Consider the following 21120-nt stretch of genomic DNA (forward strand, 5'->3'; position numbering starts at 1 on the left):
GAGGGGAAGGGAGGAGGGACGGACGAGGGGACCGTTGTGGGGGACGAGGTCCGTTGTCAGTGGTCGGGTCTACGGTGGATTTCTGGATCAGTCCAGCGCGAGCGAGGGAGAGTCATGACGACGCTTGAGAACCGGCCGAACACCGCACTGCTTGTTGTCGACGTGCAGAACGGCGTGGTCGAGGGGGCGCACGAGCGCGACGCGGTCGTGGGCCACATCGGCGGCCTGGTCGAGAGAGCCCGGCGGGAACGGGTGCCCGTGGTCTGGGTCCAGCATTCCGACGAGGATCTCGTGCACGGGAGCGACGACTGGCGGATCGTGGCCGAGCTGACGCCGGGTGACGCCGAGCCACGTGTCGAGAAGCGGTACGGCGACTCCTTCGAGGACACCACCCTGGAGACCGTGCTGTCGGACCTTGCCGTGGGGCGCCTGGTGGTGGTCGGCGCGGAGACGGACGCGTGTGTCCGCTCGACCCTTCACGGCGCGTTGACCAGGGGGTACGACGCGACCCTGGTCAGCGACGCCCACACCACGGGGGACAAGTCGCGGTGGGGCGCGCCGCCGCCGGACCAGGTCATCGCGCACACGAACCTGTACTGGAGCTTCCAGACGGCGCCGGGGCGGACGGCCGGGACGGTGGTGACCAAGGACGTGGACTTCGCCGGCACCCCGTGAGTCAGGTGCGCCGGCGAAGGCCGCCCGTGACCGCCCGCGCGCTTCCTACGGTCGGCGCGGGCCGAGCCACCGCACGGCGCGGCGGAGCAGTTCGACGTGTTCCGGGGCCTCGAACGACCTGACGTCGTGGCCCAGGGCGTCGTACAGCACGCGGCTCTCCCCGACTCTCCGGGTCCATACGAGGGGGTGCGTCGTGCTGTTCTCCGTATGGACGTACAGAGGGGAGAGCTCGGCGTCCGGCACGAAGTCCAGGTCGGTGTAGCGCTCGTCGAAGATCCAGAATTCGTCGAGGCCTTCGGTGAGGGGGTGTGGGAGGGTGCTCTTCCGGATCAGGGTCCGCCCGATCGGGGGATGGAAGCTTGTCCCGGGCTTCCAGGTCCCGCCGAGGGCGGACCGCCACGTCGGCAGGCCGGGAAAGGCGACGGCGGAACTGTGCATGGCCAGCAGCCCGCCGCCGCGCCCGAGGAAACCGTCGAGAAGCTCTCCGAAGACCGCGTCGTCGGGGACCGGCTCCGAGCGGTCGGCGCTGGCGTTCACCGCCAGCACGTCGGCGGTCCCGATCCGGGCACCGAGGTCGTCGAGGGAGGTCACGACGGTGACCTCGTTCTCCTCGCCCAGTACCCTGGCCAGCGCGGCGCTCGTCTCCTGGAGCGGGTGCCATGGATCGGCGTGCTGCCCCTCACCGCTCAGAACGACGACGTGGGTCGAGTTGGTCATCCCGCTCTCCCTCTTCAACGATGGATCGTCCCGCAGGGCCCCGGAGACCGCTGCCGAGTCCGTCCGGTCGGCGACAACCCCGCCGTCGGCGCGGGGATTCCCGTCGGCCGGGGGATTCCCGACCTCGCCGGCCCGTGACCTGGGGCCTGTCGGCCGGGGGTCTGGTCAGCCCGTGCGGTACGTCCATCGGCCGGCCAGGAGGGTGCCGGACACCGGCATGTCCCGCAGCTCGCTCGCGGACAGGCGCGCCGGGTCGTCCGCGGTGAGCACCAGGTCGGCGGGGTCCCCGACCCGCAGCCCGCGCCGCCCGCCGGAGGCCGCCGCGAGGGCGTCGTCCAGGCCGATCGCCTGCTCGGGGTGCCACGGGTCCCGTCCGTCAGGACCCGAGCGGTGCACGGCGGCCGCGATGCCGTGCCACGGATCCAGAGGGGAGACCGGTGCGTCCGAGCCGAGCTCCAGGGTCGCCCCGGCACGGAGCAACTCGGCGTACGCGTACGACCGGTCGGTCCGCCCGGCCCAGTGGTGGTCGGCGATGTCACGGTCGTCCGGGGCGTGGGCCGGCTGGATGCCCAGCACCAGTCCGGGCGCGGCGAAGCGGGGGAGGTCGGAACGGTCGATCAGCTGGGCGTGTTCGATCCGGCCGGGGCAGCCGACCTCCTCGAACGCGTCCAGGGCCAGGGTGTTGGCCCGGTCGCCGATCGCGTGCACCGCCGAGTGGATGCCGTGCTCGGCCGCGCGGGCCATGAGCCGCGCCAGCTCCTCCGGAGGGGTCTGGAGAATGCCGTGCCGTTCCCCGGGCCGGGCGGGGCCGGGATACGGATCGGCGCACAGCGCGGTCCGCGTGTTGAGCGAGCCGTCCACGAAGAGCTTGAGCGGACCGACCCGCGCCAGCCCGCCGGTGCCCGGCAGCACGTCGCCGGTACGCCGGCCCTCCTCGATCGCCCTCTCCAGATGGCCCGGATAGACGGAGCAGCTGACACGGACGCCCAGGGCCCCGGCGGACGCGCGGCGGGTCCAGTCGGCGATGTTGTCGGCGTACTCGAAGTCCAGGAGCCCGACGACGCCCCGGGCCGCGGCGGCGCGTACGGCGTCCTGGACCCAGCGGTCGACCACCCGGGGCCCCGCCTGGGCGAGGCGGGCCACCCCGTCGAGGCACGCCTGTTCGCGCAACACGCCGGTCGGGTGGCCGGCCCGGCCGATCCGGAGCAGCGCGGCCCGGCCGAACCACGCCGTGTGCAGATCGTTGCTGACCAGCGCCACGGCATGCCCGGTGTCCTCGGACCACGCGAGCAGCGAGGGATCCGGCGCGTCGGACCACAACCCGTCGCGGAAGCCGAACCCGATGAGCGGCTCGTCCGGTCCGTGGTGCCCGTCGAGCGCCGCCGCGGCCATGAGGTCCGCCGCCGCGCGTGCGGAGCGTGCCCCGGACAGGTCGACGCGGCGGCGCGCGCTGGCCCACTGGACGCTGTGCACGTGCGCGTCCCAGAAGCCGGGGAGCACGGTGAGGCCCCGGGCGTCCACGATCTCGCCGCCGGGAGGCGGAGCGGTGTCCGTACCGATGGCGGCGATCCGGCCGTCGGCCACCACGAGGTCGCGGACCGGTCCGCCGGAGCCGAGGCGTACCCCGCGCAGCACCAGCGGGGCGGCGGCCCCTTCGGAGACAGTCTGTGTGTCACTCACCGGGCACCAGCACCTGTCGCATGGCTTCGGCGAGGGCGGGGTTGCCGTGCGGGGTCTCGCCGTCCAGGGCGTCCATCACGCGGAGCGCGACCTCGCGCGGCTCCTCCTGGCTGAGCTTGCGCTTGCCCACCACCCGGGACGGCCGCAGCCGGAACGCGGTGGTGTGCCCCGCGAGCGCGCGGGCGTACTCGGTGACGCTGTCCAGCCGCCAGGGCCGGGGCCGTACCGCCTCGAAGTGGTCGACCGTGCGCCGGAGGACGTCGTACGTCTCCTCCTCACCGAGCAGCGTCGGGCGCCCGTACAGGTGCGCGACGACGAAGTTCCAGGTCGGCACGTGCGGGCCCACCTGATACATGGTCGGGGAGATGTAGCCGTTGGGGCCCTCGACCACGACGGCCACGTCGTGTGCGCCGAGTTCGTGCCTCAGCGCGTCGGTGCGCGCCAGGTGTCCGACCACGGTCAGGCCGTCCGCGTCCGGTTCGGTGATCAGCGGCAGGTGCGAGATCTGCGGGTCGCCGTGCCCGAGGGCGCTGACCAGGGTCACCCAGCCGTGCGCCTCGATCAGGGTCCGCAACTCGGTCGGTTCGGTCAGGGCGTAGATCTGTTGATCCAGCATCGCTGTCCCCCAGAGGCTCGGGTTTGTCGTCCTGGACAACGTTAGGCGGGCGCTGCGGCAGGCGAATCGTGGAGCGCGCGCAAAGACGAGGGCATGCTTTGTCGGCGCCGACAAGGCGTGGAAGAGCATGGAAAAGCAGGGACATACTGCCCTGTCGGCGCCCGGCTAGGCCGTGATCTGGTGCAGGCGCAGCTGGAGCCAGGTGACCAGCCGGGTGTCCGGATCGTCCAGGTCCAGGTCGAACAGCTCCTGGACGCGGCGGATCCGGTAGCGCAGGGTGTTCTCATGGACGGCCAGCCGTCCGGCCGCCGGGACCGCCTCGCCGAAGGCATCGAGGTAGGCCAGCAGCGACGGCGCGTACGTGGTCGCGTGGGACCGGTCGTGCTCGATGAGCGCCTGCACCGGACCGGGTGTCAGCTCGTCCGACGCGGCGCCGTGCTCGGTCAGTTCCAGCAGCAGCACCCGGCTGCGGACGTCGGCGACGGTGGCGACCTTGATCGTGCCGGTGTCCCGCTCCATCGCGCGCAGCACCCGGTCGGCGGTGCGGCGGCCCGCCGGTACGTCGTCCAGCCCCCGCGCGGGCGTCCCGATCCCCACGTGCAGGGTGAGGCCGGTACTGCGCTCCACCGTGGCCGCGACACTCTCCGCGAACTGGACCACCCGTTGCGCGGCACCGGCGTCGGTACGGGTCGGCAGCAGCGCGTACACCAGCCCGCGGGCCGCCGTGCACAACGCCTGGGGGTGCCACGCCTCGCAGTACAGGTTGACCAGGTCGACGATGCGGGCGCCGCCCAGGCCCGGCATGTCCTCCGGAGCCGCCTGGGCGATGGCCAGGACGGAGACGGGCGTGTCGACGGCCATCCCCAGCCGCGCCGCCGCGGTGTTCCCGGACACCGCGCCGTCCAGGAGCGACATCAGCGCCTCGGCGCGGTTCCACCGGTCGGGGTCGCGCCGGCTGCGGGCCCTGAGCAGATGCAGCGCCGTGATCTTCGCGGCCTCCTCCAGGGCGGCCTCGGCCCCCTCGCCGAGCGGAGGCGTTCCGTCCAGCGCCCACAGCAGCCCGAGCAGTTGCGGCCCCGCCCGTACCGCGATCGCCAGCCGGTTCACATGGTCGGCGGTGGGCGTGACGAACCGCACGGGCCCTTCGGCACGCCACACCCGCCGGTACTCATCGATGTTGGTCGGCCGGTCCGGTGTCTGCCGGCCGAGGATGCCCTGCCGCCGGATGTCGTCGATCTCCTGGTGCGGCAGGTTGGAGTAGGCCAGCACATGGCCGCGCGGATCCTCGATCGTGATCGCCCCACCGACCTGGTAGGCGATGGCGTTGGCGAGCGGGAACAGGTCGCCGATGCCGATCGAGGGATAGGCGGCACCGGCCGGTCCCACAACGCCGGCGGCGGCCGTGACCAGGCTGTCGAAGTGGCGCCAGGGCATGTCGTCCGGGGCGACGAGCAGCGCCACGCCGGCGGTTTCGGCGACGCTGATCGCGCGGGCGAGGTCGGCTCCGCGCGCCTTGACGACAACCGCGCTGTACCGCGCGTCTCCCGCCTCCCTGATCGCCCGGAGCGACTCGTCCCGCCCCGGCGCGCCCCCGACGAGCAGCAGGAGACCGCCCGGCTGGTCGGGCACCGGCTCGTCGGGGTCGTGGATCACCTGCTGTCCGGCGAGGACGTCCTCGCCGTACGGCGCACACGCGACCTGGAGGACGAGCGGGCCCAGCGTCTCGCGCAGCCGGCGCAGTGTCGTACTGTCCGACGTGTCGTGGCCCTGTGCCTCGACGTCCGGCAGGGACGGGCCTGAATCGCTCGGCATCGGCCCATCCTAGGCACAGGCCAGGTCCGGACTCTCCGGGCTCCCCGGCCCGTCCGGCCCGTCCGTTCGGACCCTCCGGGCTCTCCGGACCTCAGGCCTTCGGCTCGGTGAAGCGGATGTGGTTGCCGAAGGGGTCGCGGAGGCCGCAGTCGATTCCGTACGGACGGTCGGTCGGCTCCTCGGTGAACTCGACGCCCCGGCCGACCAGCGTCTCGTACGTCTTGCGGCAGTCGCCCGTACTGAAGATGAGGTGCCCGCCGACCGCGCCCTTGGTCAGCAGCTCGCGGACCTGCCCCGCCGTCTCCTCGGACATCGCCGGGGGACCCGGCTTCTCCAGCAGGATCTGGCGGTCGGGGTGACCGGGGACGTTGACGGTCAGCCAGCGCATGAAGCCCATGTCGATGTCGGCGTTGACCTCCAGGCCGAGCTTGCCGACGTAGAAGCCGAGGGCTTCGTCCTGGTCGAGGACGTAAATCTGTGAGTGTGTGATGGCGTTGAACATGTGCGTCACGCTACCGGCCGGAACGGACGGAAACTTATCCAAAACTGCTCGTTCGACAGATGCCACGGGCGGTGCGGATGCCACAGGCGGTGGGGACGGTCAGGCACTCGGCCGGGTCCACGCCATCGTGAAACACGTGGGTACGCCCGGGCCCGCCGTCGCGCCCCTGGCTTCCTTGCGGTACGTCCTCGGTGGCCGGCCCACGATGTCGCGGAACGTCCGGCTGAAGGTTCCCGGGCTGCCGAAGCCGACTTGGAAGCAGATGTCCGTCACACTGCGGTCGGTGTCCCGCAGCAGGAACATCGCCCGCTCGACCCGGCGCCGCTGGAGGTAGCGGTGCGGCGTCTCGCCGAAGGTGGCCCGGAAGGTACGGGTGAAGTGCGCCTCCGACACCAGAGCGATCCGGGCGAGGGTCGGCACGTCCAGCGGTCGCGCGTACGCGTGGTCCATCGCGTCCCGTGCCCGGAGCATGCGTCGGTTGGTCTCTTCTGCGGCCCGGCTCACGGAGCCATCACACCACGGCTTCGCATCGACGCGACAGCCTCGCGGGTACGCGGGACCGGCGCGGTCTCGATGAAAATCGCTTCGGGTGCCGTGGTGGTTGCCTCTACCGTGACCTGGTGACAACTCAGGTGATCGTGTTGAACGGTGGGTCCAGCTCCGGCAAGTCCGGGATCGTACGGTGTCTTCAGGCGGTATTGCCGGACTCGTGGCTCGCCGCCGCGATCGACTCGCTGGTCGACGCCATGCCCGCCTCCCTCCGGTCCGCCGACGGAGGCATCGAGTTCGCCGCGGACGGCGGTGTGCACGTCGGAGCGGAGTTCCTGAGGCTGGAAGCAGCCTGGATGGAGGGGGTCGCCGCGATGGCGCGCGCGGGTGCCGGGGTCGTCGTCGACGACGTGTTTCTCGGCGGACCGGAGTCCCAGGAGCGGTGGCGCAAGGCGCTGGGCGGACTGGACGTGCTGTGGGTCGGCGTCAGGTGCGAGACCGCGGTCGCCGAGGCCCGCGGGGTCGCGCGTGGGGACCGGGCACCGGGCATGGCCGCGTCGCAGGCGGAGGTGGTCCACCGGGGTGTGGTCTACGACCTGGAGGTCGACACCACCCACGCGGAGTCCCTGGACTGTGCGCGGGTCATCGCGGCACACGTCAAGTGACCGAGCGGCCACACGTCCAGCGATCGAGAGGGGCAGCCGCCGGCCGGCGCGTCATTTCGCGCATTGACCAGATAACTTAGGCATGCCTGACCTAATGCGCCCGATGTTCGGAGTTCGCGCACGAGGACGGCCACCCATGCCCCTGCCCAGCCCATCGCACCTCGCGTCGCCGCTCGCCGCGGCCGCCCCGTCCACCCCCCTCGGCCCGTTCGAGGACACCGCGGTGACCTGGGCAACCTGGGTGACCCTCATGGGATTTGTCGGCGTCGTCGCCATGGCGCTGGTGGCGGCCGGACCGGTCGCCCGGCGGATCGGGTCGGACACGCTCGCCGCGGTGACGGTACGGCTCTCCCGCGCGGCGGTTGTGCTGGGCGTCCTCGCCGTCCCGGCGGTGCTCACCAGCCTCGCCCATGAGGCGGCGGCGGACCGGGCAGGGGCGTCAGGACAGGCCGGTTACGACTACGGCGCCGCGTGGAACTCGCTCTTCGACGGCACCAACGCCGGCCGCCTGTACGGGCTGGAAGTGACTCTGGTCCTGGCCGGCGCCGAGCTGGTCGCCCCCCTGGCCGTGCGCCGCGTGGCCACGAGTCCGGCCCGGCCGTGGCTGCTGTCGCTCGGACTGGGCGCGGGGGCGATCGCCCTCGGCACCACCAAGTTCCCCGACGAGGTGCCCGCCGACCGGGGCCGTACCAGCTTCGAAACCGTCATGTGGATGCTGCATCTGCTCGGCGGCGCGGTCTGGCTCGGCGGTCTGGCGGGGCTGGCGCTGCTCGCTTTCTCCCGAGTGGTCGCGCCGGCCGATCGAGGCGCGTTCTGGTCCCCGGTGATCCGCCGCTTCTCCGCCGCCGCGATGAGCTGCGTCGCCGCTGTCGCGCTGTCGGGCCTGTTCCTCTACTGGGAGCACGTCGACGGCCCGTCCCAACTGCTCTCCACCATGTACGGCCGTGTGCTGGGCGTGAAGATCCTCATCTTCGGCACGCTGCTGCTGTTCGGCGTCTTCAATCAGTTCTGGCTGCACCCGCGGGTCGACGCGCTGCGCGCCGCCGGTGACGAACGCCCGCTGCGTACGCTCCTCGTACGGGAGTTCCCCCTTGTGGTCACCGCCGAGGCGCTGCTCGGGGCGGCGCTGCTGTTCGTCGCCCCGTTCCTGCACGGCTCGGCCCGCAACCAGGCGTTCCAGGCCGACGCGGCCAAACACGCCGCGGTCGGGCTGGACGACCTGCCGAAGCTCCCCGACAAGGAAGTCGGCCTGTCCACCTGGGAATGGGGCACGGCGGAGACTCTCGCTGTCATCGCCGTGATGCTCGGCGGCTACTGGATCTCCGGGGTTCTCGCCCGCCGCCGTACCGCCGCCGCGGCGACCCACCATCCGGGCGGCTTCGCCCAGGCGTGAGCGGGGGAGGGCCCTCAGCTCAACAGGGGCAGCGGGCGGGTGGCCAGGTCCGACGCCTCGTCGGCCGGCAGGCCGAGCATGCGCAGGAGCAGTTCGGCCATCTGCTCGCCGGCCCCCGGCCCGATCTCGCTGACGGTGTTGAGCTGGAGCAGGCCGATGAGGGCGCCCCCGATCGCGCTGAGCGCGACCTTGGGGTCGTCGATGGTGAACCGGCCGGAGGCTTTGCCGATCTCCAGGTCGCGCAGCGCGCGGGGGCCGAGGCCGGTGTCGGTGTGCACGTGCGACAGCCCGCGGAAGCGGATGATCTGGGTGATCTCCGGGTGTGTGGCGGACAGTTGGAGGGTGAGGCGCACGCTGGTGGCGAACACCTCCGCCGGATCGTCGATGCCCTCTGTCACCTTGTCGAGGAGCTGCCCGTACTCCTCCAGCGCGTCGGCGACCGCCGCGTCGAACAGGGCGGTCTTGGTGTCGAAGTGGTTGTAGAAGGTGCCGAAGCCGACGTCCGCCCGCTCGGAGATCTGCTGGATGCTCACCGCCGTGTCCCCGGTCTCGGCCAGGATCCGGCGCGCCGCCGAGATCAGGGCCTGCCGGGAGTGCGCCCTGCGGCGTTCGAAGCGGTTGGCGGGTGGGGGAGTCGGCTGCTGCATGCACCCCAGCCTAGGGCATTCCAGAACTGATGAACCAATCAATTCGCGGCGCGGAGCCGGTCGAGGGGGAGCCGGGTGAAGGTGATGGTGTCGTACGGGGTGCGGCGGCCGGTCTCGTACAGGACGCCCACGGTGCCGGGGTCGACCTGGACCAGGTCCGAGTAGGCGGCGGGATCCGTGGTCAGCCGCAGCCCGGTGCTCCAGGTGACGCCTCCGTCGTCGCTGGAGCGCACGGTCATGTGGGTACGGGCTTTGGGGTCGCCGGGTGCGGACAGCAGGAGCGGGCCGCTGTGTCCGCCGCGTTGTGTCTGGAGCACGCTTCCTTCGGAGAGGGGCGCGGTCACGTCCTCGGTGGGGGCGAAGGGCGCGTCCAGGGTTTCTCCGCCGTCGCCGCTGTAGGCGTCGGCGCGGGAGGCCGGGGCGGTGCCGCGCTGGTCGCGGGTGTTGAAGTAGACCCGGCCGTCGGGGAGTTGGGCGGCGGTGGTTTCGTTGGTGTTGATGTGGCCGTCGGGTGTGTGGTCGACGAAGCCGATGCGCCAGGTCGCGCCGCCGTCGTCGCTGAGCAGGGCGTGTCCGCCGTAGTACCGCGGCTCCGCGCCGGTGTCGGGGCTGTCGGCGGGTGGTGCGGTGGAGTGGTCGGCCGGGACGACGAGCCGTCCGGTGTGCGGGCCGTGGGTCAGTGCGAGCCCGTGGCCGGGGCCTGTGGCGTACCAGCGCCAGTCCGGCCTCGTGGCCCGGTCGGTGATCTCGGTGGGCGGGGACCAGGTGCGTCCGGCGGTGTCACTGTGCTGGACGTAGACCCGCCGCCCCGCCGGGGCGGTGGGCTGCTTCCCCTCCAGGATGGACCTCTCGGTGGCGGTCGCCGCGTTGCGGCACGTCACGAGCACCAGACGGCCGGTTCGGGGTACGACGACGGGGACGGGGTTGCCCACCGTGTCCGTGCCCGCGTCCGCCACGACCCGTACGGGAGACCACGTACAACCGCCGTCGGTCGAACGACGGGAGACGACGTCCACGTCGCCGGCGTCGGCCTTGGAGTCCCGGCGGGCTTCGGCGAAGGCGACGAGCGTGCCGGGGGCGTCAGGGGTGCGGGGTGTGGCGACCACGGCCGGTATGCGGAACGTGTGGTAGCCGCCGGTCCCGGACCGGAAGACCACGGACGACTCGCAGCGGGCGGCCCCGTCCTCCGAACGCTGAGCCGCGCGGGTGGGGTTGAGGCAACCGCACAGGAGGGCCGCCAGCCCCAGGAGTACGGTTCCGCGCGTGAGCGGAGAGGGCACGGGCACGGACGCTCCCAGGCGCGGTGGGGCGCGGGCGAGTTCGGATGACGGCCGGGTGGGGCCGCCGGCGCGTCATCAAACCTGGTCAGGGCGAACGCTCCGGCGAACGGCGGCGAAACGTGGCGTGACTGTCTGCTGAAGAGAGCGAAGGGCGCCGCGCTCGCTGATCGGGCCGTCCCACCGATCGGGCCGTCCACGGCTGCGGACGGCCCGATCGGTTCGGATACGGTCAGGTCGGGTCAGGTCAGGTCAGATCAGGTCGGGCCGGGTCAGCCGACGCAGCCGCCGACCGGGTTGGGGCTGCCGACGCAGTTGGTCGGCGTGTTGGCCGTCACGGTTGTGGTGTTGAGGGTGGACGTGCCCGAGGAATAGATCCCGCCGGGCTGGGTCGTCGCCGCGTTGAGCGTGACCGTCGAGCTGGTCAGCGTCAGGGTCGCGCCGGCGCTCGCGATCCCGGCTCCCTGGCCGGCCGTGTTGCTCCGGACCGTACTGCTGGTGAACGTGGCCGCCGCGGCCGTGCCGCTGCTGTGGATGCCGCCGCCGAGTCCGACCGCGTTGTTGCCGCTGAGCGCGCTGCCGGTGAGTGTCACCGCCCCGAAGTTCAGGACACCGCCCCCGTTGTTGTGGCCGACCGTAGTGGCCTTGCCGCCCGTGAGGGTGACGGCGTTGAGCGTCAGGCCGCCGGCCGAGCTGACCTGGGCGATGCGGAACGGGGCCGCCGAAGCGGACCTCGCGACGACGTTGGCGTTGCCGGAGAAGCTGATCGGGGTGGTGATGACCGGTAATCCGGCGGGGCCGTTGACGCCGTCGTCGCCGTGGGCGGAGGTGAGCGTGTACGTGCAGCGGGCCGTCAGCGTGATCGTACCGCCGCCGGCCGCGTTGGCCGCGTTCACCGCGGAGACGAGTGCCGCTTCCGTGCACGGGACGGCCGCGGTCACGCCGGCCAGGGCGGTGGTGGGGAGGAGGAACACGCTGCCGGTCAACAGCAGGGCGGATCCGGTGAGGGTCAGGAGCTTGCGAGTGGGGCGCATCAGCACTTCCATGGAACGGCGACCGGTGGTGACCGGGCCGGGGCCCGGACGTCCCGCGAGAGCGGTCACCGGTGGTGTGTCAGGGGCGAAGCCGGACGGAGTGCCACTTCTGTGACACGGCTCGAACTCGCTCCGTAACAGCTCGTATACCCAGCGCGATCGTGATGACTCGGCCGGCCGGCGGCTTTCTTGACGCGTCGGCGGAAAGGACCCGGACACCGGCGCCCGGAGTTCACGCGGTGGTCGCCGCGCGTCGGGACCTGTTCACCCGTGCGATATCGCACGGTTCATCGAACGCCGCCTAGATTTCTCCGACGGACCGTTGTGCCGCCCTGGGCCGTCCCTGTCGGACCTTGCCGCGGAACCTCCCGGTCCTCTCCCGCCCCGGAACGAACGGACAAAGACGGAATGACTCACGCGACCCTGGTACGGGTGCCGGATCCGGCGCCCCGGCCGGAGGGCGCCGCGGCGCCCCCGGCGGAACAGCCCAAGAAGCAGAGCAGGTTGCGCGCCCTCGACGGGCTGCGTCTGCTGGCCGCGCTGATGGTCTGTCTCTACCACTACGCGGGGCGCGGCGGCGAGATCACCCGGGTCTGGGGACAGTCCCCGAAGCACCTGTTCCCCGATCTCTCCGCGGTCGCGGTCTACGGATGCCTCGGCGTCCAGATCTTCTTCGCCATCAGCGGATTCGTGATCTGCATGAGCAGCTGGGGCCGTACCCTCGGTGACTTCTTCCGCTCACGGGTCTCCCGCCTCTACCCGGCCTACTGGGCGGCCATAGTCCTGGTCACCGCCGCGTGTTTCGTGCTTCCTTCCGTCAGTGAACCGCTGCGCCTCAACGAGGTGTTGGTGAACTTCACCATGCTCCAGCAGCCGACGGGCGTGGACCGAGTCCTGGGCGTGTGCTGGACCCTCTGGGTGGAGGCGCGCTTCTACCTGCTGTTCGCGCTCTTCGTGGTGTGGAAGGGCGTCAACTACCGGCGTGTTGTGATCTTCTGCTGCCTCTGGATCGTGGCCACCGCCCTCGCCCAGGTCGCCGGCGACCCGCTCCTGAACGAGATCGTGATGCAGGAGTACGCGCCGTTCTTCGTCGGCGGCCTCGCGCTGTACCTGATCCACCGGTACGGCGGCGACCTGCTGCTCTGGGGCATCGTGGCCACGAGTTGGCTGCTGGGCCAGCACTACGCGACCGTCGCCCTGTGGAGCCCGGACGCCACCCAGGTCTTCCAGCAGCGTTCCCCGCACGTCATCCTGCTCATCGTCACCTTCGCGTTCGCGTCGGTGGCGGCCGTGGCCCTGGGCTGGTTCCGGTGGGCGAACTGGCGCTGGCTCAGCTTCGCCGGCGCCCTCACGTATCCCTTCTACCTGGTCCACGAACACCTCGGTTGGTTCGCGATCGCCGTCCTGCACCGGAAGTTCGGGATCGACCCGCGCCCGACCCTTCTCGCCACCGTCGCCCTGATGCTCGTACTGGCCTGGCTCATCCACCGCTTGGTGGAAAAGCCGTTCGGCCCCCGCTTCAAGCGCACGATGCACCAGCAGGCCCTGCGACTGCGCTCCCGCACCGAACTCGCCGAAACCCGTTAGCGGAACAGGGGACTTGCTGCCGGCGCCCTCGATGAGCGCCGGCAGCCTCGCGTACGGGCGTACGGTCAGGCCTTGGCAGCGGCCTCCGGCACGGGGGTCGGGGAGAGGGCGGAACCGGGCTGCGCGGTCTTCCGTACGGGGATGAGGGAAGCGAGCACCGCGGCCGCGAGTCCCACACCGCAGCCGATGAGCATGGCGATACGGAAGCCGTCCTCGGACGGCAGCGCGTAACCACCGAAGTCGGTGGTCATCTGGGCCAGGACCACACCGATCACGGCGGCGGAGACCGAGCTGCCGATCGACCGCATCAGTGTGTTGAAGCTGTTGGCGGAGGCCGTCTCGGACAGCGGGACGGCGCCCATGATGAGGGCCGGCATCGCACCGTACGCGAAGCCGACGCCCGTGTTGCAGACGATCGTGACCACCAGCAGGCTCCAAGGGGAACCGGAGCCGATGAGCGGCAGCGAGATGCCGTAGCCCACGCCGATGACCAGGCTGCCCACGGCCAGGGTGACCTTGGGGCCCTTGACGGCGGACAGCTTCGCGCCGAGCGGCGACATGATCATCATCATGAGGCCGGCGGGTGCCATCCACAGACCCATGGCGAGCATCGACTGGCCCAGTCCGTAACCGGTGGCCTCGGGCAGCTGGAGCAGCTGGGGTACGACCAGGGACTGGGCGTACATCGCGAACCCGACCAGGATCGAGGCCGCGTTGGTCATGAGGACCTGGGGGCGGGCGGTCACCCGCAGGTCGACCAGCGGGTCACTGATGCGCAGCTCCCACAGCCCCCACACCAGCAGCACCACCACCGCGGCGGCGAACAGACCGAGGGTGGTGCCGCTGCCCCAGCCCCAGTCGGCGCCCTTGGAGACGGCGAGCAGCAGGCAGACCAGGCCGGTGCCGAGGCCGATGGCGCCGAGCACGTCGAAGCCCTTCGAGCCGGTCGTCCCGCCCCCCGCGGGTACGGAGATCCAGATGAGCGCTCCGACGGCCAGGGCCAGGGCGGCGACCACCCAGAACAGCACCCGCCAGCTGGTGTTCTCGGCGATCGCGGCGGCGAAGGGGAGACCGAGCGCGCCGCCCACCCCCATGGACGCGCTCATGATCGCGATCGAGGAGCCGAGCTTCTCGGCCGGCACCACGTCGCGCAGAAGGCTGATGCCGAGGGGGACCACGCCCATGCCTATGCCCTGCAAACCACGGCCGACGATCATCGGGACGACGGAGGAGGACACGGCGCAGACCACCGAGCCCGCGACCAGCGGGACCAGGGAGACCAGCAGCATGCGGCGCTTGCCGTACATGTCGCCGAGCCGTCCGGCGACGGGCGTGGCGACGGCCGCCGCGAGCAGGGTGGCGGTGATGACCCACGAGGCGTTCGACGCGGAGGTGTCGAGCAGCTTCGGCAGTTCCGCGATCAGCGGCACCACCAGGGTCTGGGTGATCGCGGCCACGATGCCGGCGAAGGCGAGGATGCCGACAACACCGCCGGGGCGGGCTGCGGGCTGGGAACTGTCCACGGGTGTCTCCCTGTTGGTCTTCCAGGTCATGGCGGAGCGCCACCATGGGTGCGCTCGATGTGCACCATACATGAGGCGTGTGCCATGCATGAGACGTGCTAGATGCACGCGATGTGCGTGATGCATCTAAGCCGTGATAGAGAGGACGGGCAGGATCCGAAGCCGAAGAGAACCCGCGTGGACCATCCCTTGGACAAGCCCGAAAACACCGCAAGCCCCGAAAAGCCGGAGAGCCCCGAGAAGCCGGAGAGCCCGGAGATCCGCGAGAACCCCGGCAAGCCCCTGGAGCGGATCGAGTTCGAGACCATGCTTCTCGGCCGGTACCTGCACCTGCTCGCCTCCCGGGGCGGCGGGCGGCTCGACCGCAGTGCCTACACCCTGCTCAGCCGCATCCGGGCCGAGGGGCCGATGTCCATCGGCGGGCTGAGCGACGCCTTCGGCCTGGACGCGTCCACCCTCAACCGGCAGACCGCCGCCATGCTGCGAGCCGGGGTCGTCGAGCGGATCCCCGACCCCGAGGGGGGTATCGCCCGCCGGTTCGCCATCACGCCCGAGGGCGAACACCGCCTGGACAGCGACCGGGCCGAGAACGTGAACGGCCTGGCCAGACTGCTCGACGCCTGGACTCCCGGGGAAGCGGCCCAACTGGCCGACAGCCTGGCGCGCCTGAACCGGGACATCGAACGCCTCGACGGCCGTCCCTGGCCCCGCGACTGAGCGGGCCGGACGACCGCACACGACCGCACACGACGAGGCGTGACCACATGCGCCGGCACCGGCGGCAACGCCACAGCGCTGCCGCCGGTGCCGGGGAACAGCTGTCAGCCCTGGGGGTCGAAGGCGATCCCGGACGGCTTGGAGTTGGTGAGGAGGCCCACGAACCTGCCGTCGTTGATCTTGATGGTCGCCGAACCGAAGTCGGCGTTCATCAGCTTGTCCCGCAGCCCCGTGCTGGGCCAGCCGTTCCAGTCCACGAGGGGAGGCTGGCGCCAGTTGTGGTAGTGGTTCTCCGGCGGCTCGTCACCGCTGTTGGCGAGCCGGAAGAAGTGCGTGGACAGCCCGTCCTTGTGGAAGACGACCTTGGGGTGCGACCCCTCGAAGCGCACCTGGGAGCGGGGGTAGGTCACCTGGCTGCTGTGCTGTGTGGTCGTCACGTACTCCACCTGGTTGGTGGACTGGTTGACCCAGGAGATGACGTGCTCCCAGTCGTGGCGGTGGCCTCCGAGGCCGCTGCCCGCGACAGCCTGGTCCTTCTCGAAGTAGCTGGCGTACACGATCGCGCACCAGCCGTTATTGCACTTCGAGCGGGCGTACGTCTGGGAGTTGTCGAGATCGGACTGGTCCCGGCAGCTGCCGTTGACCGCGCCGGTCGTGTTCAGCCCGGGAGCGAGAGTTCCGTCAGGACCGATCGCGGGGGTGGCGTAGCAGCCGTCGGTGTCGTAGTCGTAGGCCGGGGAGAACGACGACTCGTAACCTCCGGCGTTCTGCGGCAGGTTGCGCGGCGGATCGGCGTGCGCCATCGAGGCGGGGATGACAACCGCCAGGACCGTGGCACCGAGTACGGTCGCGAACCGGGCTGCCCCGCGCTTGAGGAGGGAGGGCCGGGAAGGCGCGCCGACCGGTACGGCCGACCTCTCCGACGTCCTCACCCCCGCCTCGGCCACCGGCGCTTGGCGCAGAAAACTTCTCATTCTTGACTCTCCTCGCAGGACTCAAGACCCATGACGCGACATCAGGCCGGCACGGGGGGAGCGATCCGACATCCGCGCGGTTCTCCACGCCGACGCACCACACACTTCGCGACTGTTCCGGCACCGAGGGGCGGATGCCTGAACAAGGCAAGGAAACCGGATGACATAGACATGATCAATGCTTGTGGCAGGACGTCTTCGCCACACGCGTCCGCGGACGGACGGAGCCCATCGGGACAATCCGTCCGTCCGCGGACACCGGGTCAGCGTCCGGCGGTCACTTTTCCTGCTTCTCCGCACTCGTGGAGGAAGAACTGATCGATGTCGACGGAAGCCTGTGCGACCGCCAGCCACGCGACCAGCTCGGCACCGAGGACGATCCCCTTCGCCATCTCGTCGTCCAGGTCCTCGATCTGCTGGACGATCACCAACGAGATCCTCGCGTCACCGCTCCGCGCGAGGGCACCGAGAGCGCGGGCGAACGGGAGACCCCAACCGAGAACGATCCTCTCCAGGTCCTCCGGCCGGGCTCCGGGCTCCGGCGCCTCCGCACGCCGCGTCCAGTCGGTGTGTTCGCGGGGCCGGGACCCGGGCCGTCGGCGGCCGCCGATCGCCCACGCCTCGTCCGCCCGGACGCCGAGCCGCTCGTCGATGTCGCCGGGCAGGAGCGTGGTGCTGACGACCCGGACGTACATCCTGAACGGACCGACGCTCACGGGATGAACCTGACAGCGGTCGGGATCAAGACCTTGCCCCCCTTGCGTACGAAGATGATGCGCCCGGTCGCCTTCTCGCGGAAGTTGTCCCAGTGCGCGACGCTGCCGCCGATTTCCTGCTTGAACGAGTGTGCGTCCTCGCCGATGGTCGCCAACGCCTTCTTGAGCTGACTGTCGCTGATCTTCACCAGGCTGCCACGGTCGATCTCGAAGGACTCGGGGATCGGTCCGGAGATGAACTCACAGCGCGGTCCGAGCGCCGCAGAGGCGGCCGGGCGGGCCGCCGTTCCCGACGGTGCGACGGCGCGGGGCCCGGACGCGGAGCGGACCTGGTCCGTGACGCAGTCCGGGGCCTTCCGGATCCACTTGACGAGGAACTTGTACTGCGCCACGAGCTTCTTGCCGGTCTCGGCGGCCTCGAAGAATGCCCCGATCCCGCGAGTGACCGTGACCACCGCCTTCGTGACGGCCGGGATCTTGCCGATCAGGACAACCACGCTGACGGCGTTGACGAGCGTCCACAGGCAGCTCTCGATGTCACCCTGCCCGAAGCAGCGCCTGAGGTCGGCGATACCGATCAACTCCAGCAGAACCTCACCGCTGTTGGCCTTCAGCCAGTCGACGACATCGGCGTTCGACGCCCCCATCGCCGCACGGTACTGATCGACGCACGCCTGTCCGCAGCCGGCGCGCAGCACGGCCTCGTCGTCTCCGCCCAGACCGGGCCCACTGCCCCCGCTGACCCCGGTGCCGCCCTGGGCCATGGCGGCCTTGCGGTCCTCTTCGAGCGCCTTGCGCGCCTCTTCCTCCGCCCGGTCCGCGGCGGTGTCGGCCTCCCTGGCCGACTGGTCGGCGTTGGTCGCGGCGGTCTCGGCGGCCGTGGCATCGGTCTCGGCCCGGGTGGCGGTGGCGCGCGCCGTGGACGCGTCGGCCTCCGCGGCCGTCGCCGCGCCGCGGGCGCCGGCCGCGTCCTTCTCGGCCTCGGTGGCCGCCGCGCCGGCGGCCGACGCCTCGCTCTCCGCGCCGTTGGCCGCGGAGGCGGCGAAGAGGGCGTCCTCTCCCGCCTGCGCGTTGTACGCCGTGGTGTTGACGTCCGCCTTCTTGGCCGCCGCGGCGGCCTTGGCCGCTTCCGCGGCGGAGGCCTTGGCGGCGGCGACGGACGCGAGAGCCTTGGCGGCGTCGGCCGCCGCCGCTGCCGCCGCGTTGGCCGCTGCCTTGGCGTCCGCGTTCGCCTTGTCGGCGAGAGCCTTCGCCGTGGCGGCGGCCCTGGCCGCCTCCTCGGACTTGGCCTGGGCCGCGGCGGCCTGCTGCTGCGCCATGGTCAGCGACGTCTGCCCGACCAGGACGGCGAAGGCCGCGGCGGCGTCCGTCTCCTTGTACGGGCTGCCGATGGAGATGGCCTCGTTGGCGGGCTTGACCACTTCGGTGGCGGCGGCGCCGGCGGCCGCGGCCGACTGACCGGCGGCATAGGCGAATCCGGCGGTCTTCGCCGCCCACGAGGAGGTCTGGGCCGCCTCGTCCTTCGCCGCGAGGGCTTGCCGATGGGCCTCGGCGGAGGCGGCCTGGGCCTTCTTGCTCTCGGCCTCGGCCGCCTTCGCGTTCCTGGCCGCCGCGTCGGAGGCGTCGATGGCCTCCGCCGCGGCCGCGTGCGAGGTCTGCGCGGCGGCGTAGCTGGTCTGATACGCCGACCATGCCCGGTCCGACGAGGCACGGGCGCGCGAGGCGGCCCCTCCGGCCCGGGTCGCCGCCGCGCGCGCGTTCACGGCCGCCGAGGTGGCGTCATTGGCCGCCGTACGCGCTCGGGTGGCTGCGCCCGAGGCTTCGTTGGCCGCTGTACGGGCCTCGGTCGCGGCCTGCCGTGCCGCGCCGGCGGAAGCGGTGCCCTCCGCAGCCGCCGCCGCCGCTTCGAGGGCGGCGGCGCGCGACGCGGTCGCGTTCTTGTCCCTTTCGGCGGCGACCGCGTCGTCACGGAGCGAGGCGGCCCTGAACTCGGCGTTCTCGGCCTTCTCCAGTTCCGCGGCCGCGGTGCTCCCGGCCGTCTGTGCCGAGCCCGACGCCCGGCCCGCGGCCTCCCGTTCGTTCACGGCCCGTTGCTCGGCTGCCGCCGCCTTGTTCCGCTCGCTCTCGGCGGTCGTGCGTTCCCGGGTCGCGTTGGCCTTCTCCGCCTCGGCCTTGGCCCGCTCCGATTTCGCCGTGGCCGCCGCGGTTCTGGCGGTCTGCTCCGCCCGCTCGGCGGTGCCCTGGGCGTTCTTCGCCCTGGTGGCGTTCGCCGCGGCTTCCTTGGCCTGGGTCTCGGCCGCAGTCGCGGCGGCCCTGGCCTGAGCCGCGGCCTCCAGCGCGGCTGCCTTGCGGAACTCGGTGTTCACGGCGTGGGACTGCGTCTGGCTCAGCGCGTACAGGGCGCCACTGCCGGCGGCGGTCGCCTTCGCGGCGTTCGACGCGGTGAGGGTCGCCTTCGACGCGGCCGTGGCGGCGGCGGTGGAGGCCTTGGCCACCTGGACCGCCTGCTGCGCGTACAACAGCCCGCGCCCGCGCGGAGTTCCGGCGGCGTCGGCGACGGCGTACCCGGCGCTCTGCGCCACCGCCGCCTTGTCCGACGCGACCTTCGCGGCGGCGGCGGCCTTGTCGGCGATCGTCACCTGCGCCGCGGCCGCCTTGCGGGCGGCGGCGAGGTCCGCGGTGGCCTTGGTGAACTCGGCGGCCTTGGGATAGAGAAGGTCACCGGGCCTGGCGGCCCAGTACTTCTGCCAGAAGAGGATCTGGTCCGCCAGCCACGCCTGGCTGACCGCCTCGATCATCGCGGCGGTGGCCGTACGGACTTCCTTCGACGCCGTGATCTCGGCGGCGACGATGTCGGCACGCGGCTTGGACTGCGCCGCGTACTCGCTCTCCCACTCCGTGTACGCCTGGGTGACCACACCGGTCAGCACACGGTTGTAGTCGATCGGGTTGTCGCTGTCACAGCTCGCCCAGGCGATCTTCAGCGACTCGACCTCGGACCGGAACTCCAGCGAGTCCGGTTCCGGCGCCGTCCTCGGAAAGCCGCCGAACCGGAGGAAGGACGCGATGTCGTTCGCCGACCCCGGCGCCACGGTGTCCCCGGAATACCCGAGCAACTCGATCCCGGCGAAGCTCTTGTAGTTCTCCTCGAAGGTGGGGAGGGGTTCGCCCGTCTCGGTGGCGAACACCTGCTTGGCCTTGGCGAACGCCGCGCTGCCGGCCTTCGGAGTGGGGCTGTCCGACGCCCGGTTGTAGATCTCACGCTGTTTGCCGAACGTGAAGTCCAGGATGTCCGCGCCGAAGTCCGGCGCGAAGTAGTCCCGTCCCTCCTCGCTGTTCTCCGGGGCGTAGGGCTTGTTGGCCTTGTCCAGGTTGGTGTGCCGGGTCTCGTACTGCTGCGCGTAGGTGCCGTCCGCGGCCTTGTCACGGTCCGTCGCCTGGATGACGGGCGCCCATCCGTCCACGCTGGTCCTCAGCGCGGTCACCAGGTCGGCGTCCGTACCGGCGAGCGCCTTCCCCGCCGTCGCCTTCATCTCGGCGCCGCCGAAGGAGACATAGCGGGCCACCTCGCAGCGGTCGCCCCGGGCCGCGGCCCCCAGGCTGATCCGGGTGGTCCGCAGCCACGGATCCGTGGGATTGTCACCCGGTTCGTCGGCCTGGGCCGGAACCGCGTACACCAACCCGGCCAGTACGGCCGCTGCCGCGACCAGGGCCGTACCCGCGACGCCCCTCTTCGAGGCGCCCCTACCGCTGCCTCTTCGCGATGCCGTTGATCTTCGCACTCGTTCCCCCTGTCTTCCGGACGCCGGTGGAAAGGCGTCGACGCGGCCCAGGAGGAAGTGCGGGAGCGGACCCGCGGACACGTTTCCGGCACACCGGAATGACGCCGAGGCAGCACAGAGCGACCCCTTACGGCGTGCTACGCGGCGGGTGATCCGGCCTTCCCCCGGAAGGCCTGTTGATGTCGTGCGATCCCGGTGAGGGGAAACGGATTCAGGCGGAGTACATCGCCGGGCATGTCCCGGCGCCTCCTGACGTGTTCGCCCCTGTGGGAACAACGCGACTCTAGGGCGGGGGAGTTGGCGGGGCGAGGCTC

Annotated in this window: 18 protein-coding genes; 5 read left to right on the forward strand and 13 right to left on the reverse strand. The window is 71.4% G+C overall.

All coding sequences use genetic code 11. The features are described 5' to 3' along the window. The first annotated feature begins 114 nt into the window (after positions 1 to 114). A complete protein-coding gene (locus ACIO1C_RS13045) occupies positions 115 to 675 on the forward strand; it encodes an isochorismatase family protein (RefSeq protein ID WP_401862010.1) in 561 nt (186 codons plus the stop codon). A gap of 45 nt (positions 676 to 720) precedes the next feature. On the opposite strand, the gene ACIO1C_RS13050 is transcribed toward ACIO1C_RS13045, so the two are convergent. The 6 genes from ACIO1C_RS13050 to ACIO1C_RS13075 form a co-directional block, all read right to left on the reverse strand. After that, a complete protein-coding gene (locus ACIO1C_RS13050; protein WP_401862012.1) occupies positions 721 to 1392 on the reverse strand; it encodes a ThuA domain-containing protein in 672 nt (223 codons plus the stop codon). Positions 1393 to 1557: 165 nt separating this feature from the next. Beyond that, positions 1558 to 3072 carry an amidohydrolase gene (locus ACIO1C_RS13055; RefSeq protein WP_401862015.1) on the reverse strand — a complete coding sequence of 505 codons (1515 nt, stop codon included), beginning with the start codon at positions 3070 to 3072 and terminating at the stop codon, positions 1558 to 1560. After that, the gene (locus tag ACIO1C_RS13060) at positions 3065 to 3688 is read right to left on the reverse strand and encodes an FMN-binding negative transcriptional regulator (RefSeq protein WP_401862017.1); all 624 of its coding nucleotides are present in this window, start codon (positions 3686 to 3688) and stop codon (positions 3065 to 3067) included. Before ACIO1C_RS13060 ends, ACIO1C_RS13055 begins: the two co-directional genes overlap by 8 nt. Before the next feature lie 165 nt (positions 3689 to 3853). Beyond that, on the reverse strand, positions 3854 to 5500 hold the full coding sequence (locus ACIO1C_RS13065; protein ID WP_401862020.1) for a PucR family transcriptional regulator: 1647 nt from the start codon (positions 5498 to 5500) through the stop codon (positions 3854 to 3856). Positions 5501 to 5591: 91 nt separating this feature from the next. Continuing rightward, a complete protein-coding gene (locus ACIO1C_RS13070; RefSeq protein ID WP_401862023.1) occupies positions 5592 to 6002 on the reverse strand; it encodes a VOC family protein in 411 nt (136 codons plus the stop codon). Between the two features lie 99 nt (positions 6003 to 6101). Beyond that, complete coding sequence (locus ACIO1C_RS13075; protein ID WP_401862025.1) at positions 6102 to 6506, reverse strand: helix-turn-helix domain-containing protein; 405 nt, start codon at positions 6504 to 6506, stop codon at positions 6102 to 6104. A 116-nt stretch (positions 6507 to 6622) separates the two neighbouring features. On the opposite strand from ACIO1C_RS13075, the gene cpt reads away from it, so the two are divergent. After that, a complete protein-coding gene (gene cpt / locus ACIO1C_RS13080) occupies positions 6623 to 7156 on the forward strand; it encodes a chloramphenicol phosphotransferase CPT (protein WP_401862028.1) in 534 nt (177 codons plus the stop codon). 136 nt (positions 7157 to 7292) lie between these two features. Then, positions 7293 to 8549, forward strand: a complete 1257-nt coding sequence (locus tag ACIO1C_RS13085; protein WP_401862030.1) for a CopD family protein — start codon at positions 7293 to 7295, stop codon at positions 8547 to 8549. A gap of 14 nt (positions 8550 to 8563) precedes the next feature. On the opposite strand, the gene ACIO1C_RS13090 is transcribed toward ACIO1C_RS13085, so the two are convergent. The 3 genes from ACIO1C_RS13090 to ACIO1C_RS13100 form a co-directional block, all read right to left on the reverse strand. Further along, a complete protein-coding gene (locus ACIO1C_RS13090) occupies positions 8564 to 9196 on the reverse strand; it encodes a TetR/AcrR family transcriptional regulator (protein WP_401862032.1) in 633 nt (210 codons plus the stop codon). 38 nt (positions 9197 to 9234) lie between these two features. Continuing rightward, the gene (locus tag ACIO1C_RS13095) at positions 9235 to 10482 is read right to left on the reverse strand and encodes an exo-alpha-sialidase (RefSeq protein WP_401862035.1); all 1248 of its coding nucleotides are present in this window, start codon (positions 10480 to 10482) and stop codon (positions 9235 to 9237) included. 263 nt (positions 10483 to 10745) lie between these two features. Further along, on the reverse strand, positions 10746 to 11507 hold the full coding sequence (locus tag ACIO1C_RS13100; RefSeq protein ID WP_401862038.1) for a hypothetical protein: 762 nt from the start codon (positions 11505 to 11507) through the stop codon (positions 10746 to 10748). A 408-nt stretch (positions 11508 to 11915) separates the two neighbouring features. Between ACIO1C_RS13100 and ACIO1C_RS13105 the strand changes: the two genes are divergently transcribed. Beyond that, positions 11916 to 13094, forward strand: coding sequence for an acyltransferase family protein (locus ACIO1C_RS13105; RefSeq protein ID WP_401862040.1), 1179 nt, complete (start codon positions 11916 to 11918; stop codon positions 13092 to 13094). A 65-nt stretch (positions 13095 to 13159) separates the two neighbouring features. On the opposite strand, the gene ACIO1C_RS13110 is transcribed toward ACIO1C_RS13105, so the two are convergent. Next, entirely contained in the window at positions 13160 to 14617 is a 1458-nt protein-coding gene (locus tag ACIO1C_RS13110; RefSeq protein WP_401862043.1) for an MFS transporter, read from the reverse strand. A 306-nt stretch (positions 14618 to 14923) separates the two neighbouring features. Here ACIO1C_RS13110 and ACIO1C_RS13115 point away from each other — a divergent pair, with 306 nt between their 5' ends. Beyond that, on the forward strand, positions 14924 to 15334 hold the full coding sequence (locus ACIO1C_RS13115; protein WP_401862196.1) for a MarR family winged helix-turn-helix transcriptional regulator: 411 nt from the start codon (positions 14924 to 14926) through the stop codon (positions 15332 to 15334). 104 nt (positions 15335 to 15438) lie between these two features. Here ACIO1C_RS13115 and ACIO1C_RS13120 read toward each other — a convergent pair whose 3' ends face one another. From ACIO1C_RS13120 to ACIO1C_RS13130, 3 genes are all read right to left on the reverse strand, one after another. Beyond that, complete coding sequence (locus ACIO1C_RS13120) at positions 15439 to 16308, reverse strand: NPP1 family protein (protein WP_401862046.1); 870 nt, start codon at positions 16306 to 16308, stop codon at positions 15439 to 15441. A 263-nt stretch (positions 16309 to 16571) separates the two neighbouring features. Continuing rightward, positions 16572 to 17024 carry a DUF4279 domain-containing protein gene (locus ACIO1C_RS13125; RefSeq protein ID WP_401862049.1) on the reverse strand — a complete coding sequence of 151 codons (453 nt, stop codon included), beginning with the start codon at positions 17022 to 17024 and terminating at the stop codon, positions 16572 to 16574. Further along, a complete protein-coding gene (locus ACIO1C_RS13130) occupies positions 17021 to 20701 on the reverse strand; it encodes a hypothetical protein (RefSeq protein ID WP_401862198.1) in 3681 nt (1226 codons plus the stop codon). The genes ACIO1C_RS13125 and ACIO1C_RS13130 overlap by 4 nt, the downstream gene beginning before the upstream one ends. Positions 20702 to 21120 lie beyond the last annotated feature (419 nt).

It is taken from the genome of Streptomyces sp. NPDC087420 (assembly GCF_044744165.1).
GTDB lineage: Bacteria > Actinomycetota > Actinomycetes > Streptomycetales > Streptomycetaceae > Streptomyces.

Excerpts from the sequence above, each read along its gene's own strand:
- ACIO1C_RS13045 (WP_401862010.1), top strand. The coding sequence starts at position 115 with ATGACGACGCTTGAGAACCGGCCGAACACCGCACTGCTTGTTGTCGAC.
- ACIO1C_RS13050 (WP_401862012.1), bottom strand. The coding sequence starts at position 1,392 with ATGACCAACTCGACCCACGTCGTCGTTCTGAGCGGTGAGGGGCAGCAC.
- ACIO1C_RS13060 (WP_401862017.1), bottom strand. The coding sequence starts at position 3,688 with ATGCTGGATCAACAGATCTACGCCCTGACCGAACCGACCGAGTTGCGG.
- ACIO1C_RS13065 (WP_401862020.1), bottom strand. The coding sequence starts at position 5,500 with ATGCCGAGCGATTCAGGCCCGTCCCTGCCGGACGTCGAGGCACAGGGC.
- ACIO1C_RS13070 (WP_401862023.1), bottom strand. The coding sequence starts at position 6,002 with ATGTTCAACGCCATCACACACTCACAGATTTACGTCCTCGACCAGGAC.
- ACIO1C_RS13085 (WP_401862030.1), top strand. The coding sequence starts at position 7,293 with ATGCCCCTGCCCAGCCCATCGCACCTCGCGTCGCCGCTCGCCGCGGCC.
- ACIO1C_RS13090 (WP_401862032.1), bottom strand. The coding sequence starts at position 9,196 with ATGCAGCAGCCGACTCCCCCACCCGCCAACCGCTTCGAACGCCGCAGG.
- ACIO1C_RS13100 (WP_401862038.1), bottom strand. The coding sequence starts at position 11,507 with ATGCGCCCCACTCGCAAGCTCCTGACCCTCACCGGATCCGCCCTGCTG.
- ACIO1C_RS13105 (WP_401862040.1), top strand. The coding sequence starts at position 11,916 with ATGACTCACGCGACCCTGGTACGGGTGCCGGATCCGGCGCCCCGGCCG.
- ACIO1C_RS13115 (WP_401862196.1), top strand. The coding sequence starts at position 14,924 with ATGCTTCTCGGCCGGTACCTGCACCTGCTCGCCTCCCGGGGCGGCGGG.
- ACIO1C_RS13120 (WP_401862046.1), bottom strand. The coding sequence starts at position 16,308 with ATGAGAAGTTTTCTGCGCCAAGCGCCGGTGGCCGAGGCGGGGGTGAGG.